The organism is Megasphaera sp. DJF_B143 (assembly GCF_900320625.1).
GTDB lineage: Bacteria > Bacillota > Negativicutes > Veillonellales > Megasphaeraceae > Megasphaera > Megasphaera hexanoica.
This window is the reverse complement of record NZ_ONTA01000291.1, coordinates 1-7,015: the sequence shown is the minus strand read 5'-3', so window position 1 is coordinate 7,015 and position 7,015 is coordinate 1. Positions and strand designations below refer to the sequence as shown.

General features: G+C 51.6%; 6 protein-coding genes and 1 pseudogene. 5 read left to right on the top strand and 2 right to left on the bottom strand.

What is annotated here, in order from left to right:
* The first annotated feature begins 129 nt into the window (after nucleotides 1-129).
* From DBO31_RS08460 to cytX, 5 genes are all read left to right on the top strand, one after another.
* Nucleotides 130-1,314 (top strand): CaiB/BaiF CoA-transferase family protein, encoded by a 1,185-nt coding sequence (locus tag DBO31_RS08460; RefSeq protein ID WP_075581884.1) that lies wholly within the window; start codon nucleotides 130-132, stop codon nucleotides 1,312-1,314.
* Between the two features lie 21 nt (nucleotides 1,315-1,335).
* Entirely contained in the window at nucleotides 1,336-3,273 is a 1,938-nt protein-coding gene (locus DBO31_RS08455; protein WP_150824929.1) for an ABC-F family ATP-binding cassette domain-containing protein, read from the top strand.
* 96 nt (nucleotides 3,274-3,369) lie between these two features.
* The gene (locus tag DBO31_RS08450) at nucleotides 3,370-4,203 is read left to right on the top strand and encodes a pyridoxamine kinase (protein ID WP_150824928.1); all 834 of its coding nucleotides are present in this window, start codon (nucleotides 3,370-3,372) and stop codon (nucleotides 4,201-4,203) included.
* 91 nt (nucleotides 4,204-4,294) lie between these two features.
* A complete protein-coding gene (locus DBO31_RS08445; protein WP_075581887.1) occupies nucleotides 4,295-4,660 on the top strand; it encodes a DUF488 domain-containing protein in 366 nt (121 codons plus the stop codon).
* A 42-nt stretch (nucleotides 4,661-4,702) separates the two neighbouring features.
* The gene (gene cytX / locus DBO31_RS08440) at nucleotides 4,703-5,869 is read left to right on the top strand and encodes a putative hydroxymethylpyrimidine transporter CytX (RefSeq protein ID WP_150824927.1); all 1,167 of its coding nucleotides are present in this window, start codon (nucleotides 4,703-4,705) and stop codon (nucleotides 5,867-5,869) included.
* Nucleotides 5,870-6,033: 164 nt separating this feature from the next.
* On the opposite strand, the gene DBO31_RS08435 is transcribed toward cytX, so the two are convergent.
* Complete coding sequence (locus DBO31_RS08435) at nucleotides 6,034-6,465, bottom strand: Hsp20/alpha crystallin family protein (RefSeq protein ID WP_059076994.1); 432 nt, start codon at nucleotides 6,463-6,465, stop codon at nucleotides 6,034-6,036.
* 229 nt (nucleotides 6,466-6,694) lie between these two features.
* A pseudogene (locus DBO31_RS09345) lies at nucleotides 6,695-7,015 on the bottom strand (hypothetical protein); the annotation flags it as partial.

The window sequence follows — 7,015 nt, the reverse complement described above, 5'->3', positions numbered from 1 at the left end:
TTTTCAGATTTTTCATGGATGGATTCCTCCGTTCATAGTGAATTGGTATAGTTTTATTATATCATAGATTAGCAGATACGCTCAAAGGAAAATCTATGATATACTAGAAGCCGTGAGGTGAAATGAATCATGAACAATCCCTTTGAAAATATAACGATATTAGATTTTACTCATGTCTACTCCGGGCCGTACTGCACCATGCTCTTTGCCGACCTGGGGGCCAGAGTCATCAAAGTAGAGCGGCCGGGAAGCGGTGATGACACGCGGCATTACCTGCCATTTAAAAATAATGAAAGCGGGTATTTCGCCTATCTGAACCGCAATAAAGAGAGTATCACCCTGGATTTGAAATCACCGGAGGGAAAAGAGATAGCCCTCGGGCTGATGAAGCAGAGCGATATCGTCATTGAAAACTTTTCTGCCGGGACGATGGAGAAACTGGGCCTTTCCTATGAAGAAGCCCGGAAGGTCCGCCCTGACATCATCTATGCGTCCATCTCCGGATTCGGCCAGACCGGCCCCCTCTGCCATAAAGCGGCCTATGACAATATCGCCCAGGCTATGAGCGGCCTGCTGCGGGTCACGGGATATCCGGATCAGCCGCCGGTTAAAGTGGGGGTATCCATTGCCGATGCCAACGCCGGCATTCATGCGGCGTTCTGCCTGATGGCTGCCCTGTACTATCATGAGCATACGGGAAAAGGCCAGTATATCGACATTTCTATGATGGAAACGACCATGTCCGTGCTGGAAAATTTCGTCATTCAGTATACGCTGAACGGCGTCGTGCCCGAACGGATGGGCAATGAACATTCGGCCTCGGCGCCTTTTGATGTCTATGTGACGAAGGACGACTATGTCGCCGTGGCGACGGCCAGCAACCGCCTGTTCAGCCGCATGCAGGACGCCATGGGCATGGATATCATGTCGGACCCGCGGTTTGCCGAAAATACGCTGCGCCGCAAGAACTATGCTGAACTGAAGCCCATCATTGGGGCGTGGATGAAAGAGCATACGACGGCAGATATCGTCGCCTTGTTTGATCAGGCGGGAGTACCGGTGGCACCGCTCCTGCGCATCGATGAACTGGTACATCACCCGCAGATACGGCAGCGCGGCATGATGGAAACGCAGCATCATCCCGTCATCGGTGATTTTGAAATGCCGGGATTTCCCGCTCACTTTTCAGAAATACAGACTCCGGTCCGCAAAGCGGCACCGCTCCTCGGCGCCGATACGGATGACGTCCTGGCGGTCATGCTCGGCTTTAGCAAGGAAAAAATACAGGAGTTGAAAGACCGGGACATCGTCTAGAAAGAAAGGAATTATATACAATTGGGCAGCATAAAAGTACAAAAATTAGAAAAGTCGTTTGGCGTACGGAATATTTTCCACGACGTATCCTTTGAACTGCGCCGGGGAGAACGGCTGGGCCTGATCGGGGCCAATGGTGCGGGCAAATCGACACTCCTCAAATGTCTCATCGGAGAAGAAGAGTATGATGGAGGAACGTTTGTCCTTTCCGAAGGAGAATCGGTAGGATACCTGCAGCAGGACATCACCTATGATGATGACATAACGCTCAGGGACACGATGACAGCAGCCTGGCAGGATGTCCTCCGTCTGGAAGGCCAGTTAAAAGATGTAGAGAAACAGATGCAGAGCCAGCCGGATAATATGGAACTGATGAACCGTTACGCCCACATGCAGGAACGGTTCGAATGGCTGGGAGGATTCGAATATGAATCGATGAGCCGTAAGATCATTCAGGGACTGGGCTTTGGAGAAGCGGATATGGACCGGCCCGTACAGAGCTTTTCCGGTGGACAGAAGACGCGTATCAATCTGGCAAAGGCACTGGTACGGCGTCCGGACTATCTCTTCCTGGACGAACCGACGAACCATCTCGATATGGATATGCTCGAATGGCTGGAAGGGTACCTTTTATCCTATGGCGGGGGCATTCTCATCGTATCCCATGACCGGTATTTCCTTGACCGGGTCGCTACGGGGATTTTGGAACTGAGCCATGGGACAATCACCAAGTACAAAGGAAATTATACGCGGTATGTAGAACAAAGCCGTGCCCGTCGCAAAGCACTGGAAAATGCCTACCGGAAGCAGCAGGAACACATTCACGAAACGGAAGAGTATATCCGCAAATACAAAGCCGGAATCAAGGCCAAACAGGCCCGGGGGCGTCAGTCCCAGCTGGACCGGCTGGAACGGATTGAACTGGCACCGGAAGAAGCGACACTGCATTTTCATTTTGCCCCGGCGGAAGGCAGTGGGGAAAAAGTGCTGGTCCTCGACAATGTCTGTGGCGGTTACGGTGACAGACAGCTTTTCGATCACCTGAGTCTGCTCCTGCGCCGTGGTGAGTCGGCATCCCTCATCGGCCCCAATGGGACGGGCAAGACGACGCTGCTGCGGATGATTATGGGAGAAAAAGAACCGGACAGCGGTCATATCACATTGGGGAGCCGGGTCCGTATCGGTTATTTTGCCCAGGAACATACGGAACTGCACGGGGCATGGAGTGTACTGGAAGAAATCATGAATGCCTTCAGCTACAGCGAAGATGAAGCACGCAATGTCCTGGGGCGGTTCCTATTCACCGGCGACGATGTATTTAAAATGATCGATAGCTTAAGCGGTGGCGAACAGGCACGTCTGGCCTTATTGAAGCTATTCCTCGAAGGCCCGAATTTCCTCATCCTCGACGAACCGACGAACCATCTGGATATTCCGACACGGGAAATCCTGGAACAGGCCCTGCTTGATTTCGGCGGCACCTATCTGGTCGTATCCCATGACCGCTATTTCCTCGATAAGATTACCGGGCGGACGCTGGTTCTGGAAAACAAGAAACTGAAGGAATTCCTGGGCAATTACACCTATTACCGGGAAAAAGAACGGGAAGCGGCGGAACTGCAGGCACAGGAGGCAGCAGAACAGGGAACTGGAAAAACGGAAGAAAAACAAGAAGAAAAACGGCCGTCTTCCCAGACAGCGGCACAACCGGTCAAAGCGGTTGATACACCAGCAGTGAAAAAAGCGCCGTCCTATGGGACGGCACGCAAGCTGGAACAGATAGAAATGAAGATTGCCGAACTGGAAGCGACCGTCAAAATGTATGAATTCCAGCTGAACCAGCCGGAAAATCAGACGGACCCTGATAAGGCGATGGAACTGACAGGACTCTATGAACGTACGCAGCAAAAGTTGGACGAAGCTTATGACACCTGGGCGGAACTATCAGAAAAAGAATAAAGATGGCTCCTTTTCCTTGCAGTCAGCACCAATGTAATATATACTAACCAGTAGAGTGACATCGTGTTGACAAATACAAAGCAGGGAGTTATGTAGATGAACGAAAAAATTTTGCTGATCAATGATATACCGGGGTATGGAAAAGTAGCACTGGCAGCGATGATGCCCATTCTGGCCCATATGAAATACGATGTGTATAATCTGCCGACGGCCGTCGTATCCAATACGCTGGATTATGGGAAGTTCGATATCCTGGAAACGACGGAATACATGAAAAAGGCGCTGCAGGTCTGGGATGAACTGGGCTTTTCCTTCGATGCCGTTACGACGGGGTTTATCGTATCCCAGGAACAGGCAGACATTGTGACTCGCTTCTGCCAGGAACAATCCCGCCGGGGTGTGCGCATTTTTGTTGATCCCATCATGGGCGATGAAGGACATTTGTATAATGGCGTGGAAACAGAAACGGTAGAGCGGATGCGTAATCTGTGCCGTGTTGCCGATTACATCATGCCCAATTATACAGAAGCCGCCTATCTGGCCGGCATGGACTGCAGAGAAGGCGACCTGGACGAAACGGAAACACGGCAGCTCGTCGATGCGCTCCGCGCCATCTGTCCTCATTCCATCCTTATTACCAGCGTGCGGACCGGGGGAACCTATGTCGTGCTGGGGTATGATCATGAGCGGAATACCTATTTCCAACTGCCGTACAATCTGATTCCCGTCCGCTTCCCGGGCACGGGCGATGCTTTTTCGGCTATCCTGACAGGACAGGTGCTGCGCGGCCATGCGCTGGAAACAGCGGCCCTTCTTTCCATGGAGAGCGTGCGGAATCTTATCGCCGCCAATATGGGAGTACAGGATGTTTACAAAGGAATCCCCATCGAACAATGCCTGAATCTCGTCGAAGAAGTACAGACCGATTGACATGGAAAAGAGCGCTGCAGCCGGAGGGCAGCAGTGCTTTTTTATGGGCAATGAAGGATATGGGAATCATCATTAGATAGGAGAGATTGCGATGTATACGATACAAATCAAGCGGATATACGATCAGCCGGAATCGGCCGATGGTACACGGATTCTCGTAGACCGGCTCTGGCCCAGGGGAATCTCAAAGGAACGGGCCCATCTGGATCGTTGGGCCAAGGAAATCGCTCCGTCGCCGGAACTTAGGAAATGGTATGGCCATGATGCGGCGTTGTATGAAGAATTTTCAAAGCGCTATGTGGCAGAACTTGACATGAATGAGGCAGGTGCTTCATTTCTGGAGGACTGTCGTGCCTATCTGCAGCGGGGAAATGTGACCCTCGTATATGCGGCAAAAGACACGGCACACAGTCATGCCCTGGTCCTGCAGCATTGGCTGCTTCAGGCCCTGCCATAACGACAGGACAGAGACATAGAAAGAAAGGATGGATGTATTTTCATGAATGAAACAAAAACTTCGGTATTATCCAATGGACTTTTATGGTTTGGCGCCGGCATTTCTATTGCCGAAATTCTGACGGGGATGCTTCTGGCACCGTTGGGGTTCGGCAAAGGGCTTCTGGCTATTATTATCGGCCACGTCATCGGCGGTGCTGTCATGTTCGGCGCCGGCGTGATCGGCGGCCGGACCGGCAGGAGCGCCATGGAAACGGTGCAGATTTCCTTTGGACGCCAGGGAGCGAAATTGTTTGCCGGGCTGAACGTCATCCAGCTCATCGGCTGGACTGCCGTCATGATTGCCAGTGCTGCCGTAGCGGCCAATACGATTGCGGCTATCGGTACGGCCTTCTGGAGCGTCATCATAGCAGCTCTCATCGCGCTGTGGATCGTGCTGGGACTGAAAAATCTGGGACGCATCAATGTCATCGTCATAGCGGCCCTGCTGATCCTCACGCTGGTCCTGAGCGCTGTCATTTTCGGTGGTGGTGCATCTTTCCAGGCGGATGGCACGATGACTATGGGGGAAGCCATCGAACTGACCGTAGCTATGCCCCTTTCCTGGCTGCCCATTATTTCTGATTATACCCGTACGGCAGAAAAGCCCATCAAGGCGACGGCCGCCAGCTGTGGCGCCTACTTTATAGCGAGTACCTGGATGTTTGTCATCGGCATGGGGGCGGCTCTGTACACGGGACAAGACGACATTGCCGCCATTATGCTCCAGGCCGGTATGGGGCTGATCGGCATCCTGATCATCCTCCTGTCCACTGTGACGACGACCTTCCTCGATGCCTTTTCCGCCGGCGTCAGCGGCCGTAGCCTGATCCCCCAGGTTTCCGATACGGTCCTGGCCCTTATCGCCTGTGCCGGCGGTATGGTCCTGGCCATTGCTGTCGATGCCAGCCGGTTTGAAGATTTCCTCTATCTCATCGGATCAGTCTTTGCGCCCATGACGGCTATCCTCCTTTCGGATTACTTTATCCTGCGGCAGGACCATAGCAGTCAGAATGTCTGCTGGATTAATCTGATTCTCTGGATAGCGGGCTTTGCCCTGTACCGGGCACTCCTCGACGTGCAGACGCCGTGGGGGATTACCTTCCCGGTCATCGTACTGGTCATGCTGGCCAGTGCCATCATTCATAAACTGTTGCCGGCCAGAGCGTAAGGGCCGTGCCATAGCGCTCCGGCGCCGGATAAGCGAAACGGGCCGGTATACCATGGATAAACGTATTCATGGTATACCGGCCCGTTTTTTATAGCTGCCATGATTGCCGGAATGATAGGAAAAGGGCCTGGCACCTAGTGGCGTCAGGCCCTGGACAAAGGGGGTTATTGGATATCAATCGTGCCTGATTGTTCCTGCGTCTGGGGGTTGAGTTTCGGCAGGCCGATTTTCAGGACACCATTGCGGAAAGCTGCTTTAATGCCGGATTTGTCAATATTGTGGATGACAAACTGGCGCTGGAACGCTGTATTCATCCGTTCTCTGCATACATAACTCGTCTGATGCTGTGCATCATGCTGGTCTTCTTTATGCTGGGCGGCAATAGTCAGGACATCGTTGTCATAGGTGACGCTGATGTCTTCTTTATTGACACCAGGCAGATCCGTCGTCACAATATAAGCGGTACCCGTGTCTTCAATATCGCATTTCGGCATGCTCATCTGCGGCATACGGGAGAAAAAGCCGTCATTAAAGAAATCATCAAATACACTCGGAATAGCAAAATCATTGTTTAATACTGGAAATAAGTCTCTCATAATAATACCCTCTTTCGTAATTGGTAATGCCTGAGATCATTATTTACAGGTCTGTGCATTGCTTCTGTTCTTTTGACCTTTCCTTGTAATCTTCTTACTTCCGATTACACTTGTATTATACGTCTTATTAGCCACCATGTCAATAGAGTGCTAAGAAAAATTATTATTTTTTTAAAAATATCCCTGAAGCCCCCGTTGTGGGAACTTTTCAGGGATATCTTGCATCGTGTCAACTTTTGGCATGGCTGGCAGACCAGATGGTCGTATGACCGGGCAGTGAGATATGATCCGGCATCTGGCCGTACAGGGCATAATAGCGGCTGGCCAGAGCCGTATCGTGATTCTGGTCGATGATGATCAGCTTCGGATTATTCTGCATGAGACTGTCGATGGGAGCCATGGGCATGACGTTTTTGGCATTCCAGTCCAGCTTTCCCGGCTGTAATTTCTCCAATTCACCGGAAGGTACGGCCCGGTATATCGTTTTGCCGCTATAAAACACGGCACTGGTGCTGTATCCTTTGTAAAAGCAGATAGCCGTGTTGCTGGT

Bases quoted from the DNA above. Each gene is read 5' to 3' on its own strand.
- DBO31_RS08460 (WP_075581884.1), top strand. From the start codon at position 130: ATGAACAATCCCTTTGAAAATATAACGATATTAGATTTTACTCATGTC.
- DBO31_RS08450 (WP_150824928.1), top strand. From the start codon at position 3,370: ATGAACGAAAAAATTTTGCTGATCAATGATATACCGGGGTATGGAAAA.
- DBO31_RS08445 (WP_075581887.1), top strand. From the start codon at position 4,295: ATGTATACGATACAAATCAAGCGGATATACGATCAGCCGGAATCGGCC.
- cytX (WP_150824927.1), top strand. From the start codon at position 4,703: ATGAATGAAACAAAAACTTCGGTATTATCCAATGGACTTTTATGGTTT.
- DBO31_RS08435 (WP_059076994.1), bottom strand. From the start codon at position 6,465: ATGAGAGACTTATTTCCAGTATTAAACAATGATTTTGCTATTCCGAGT.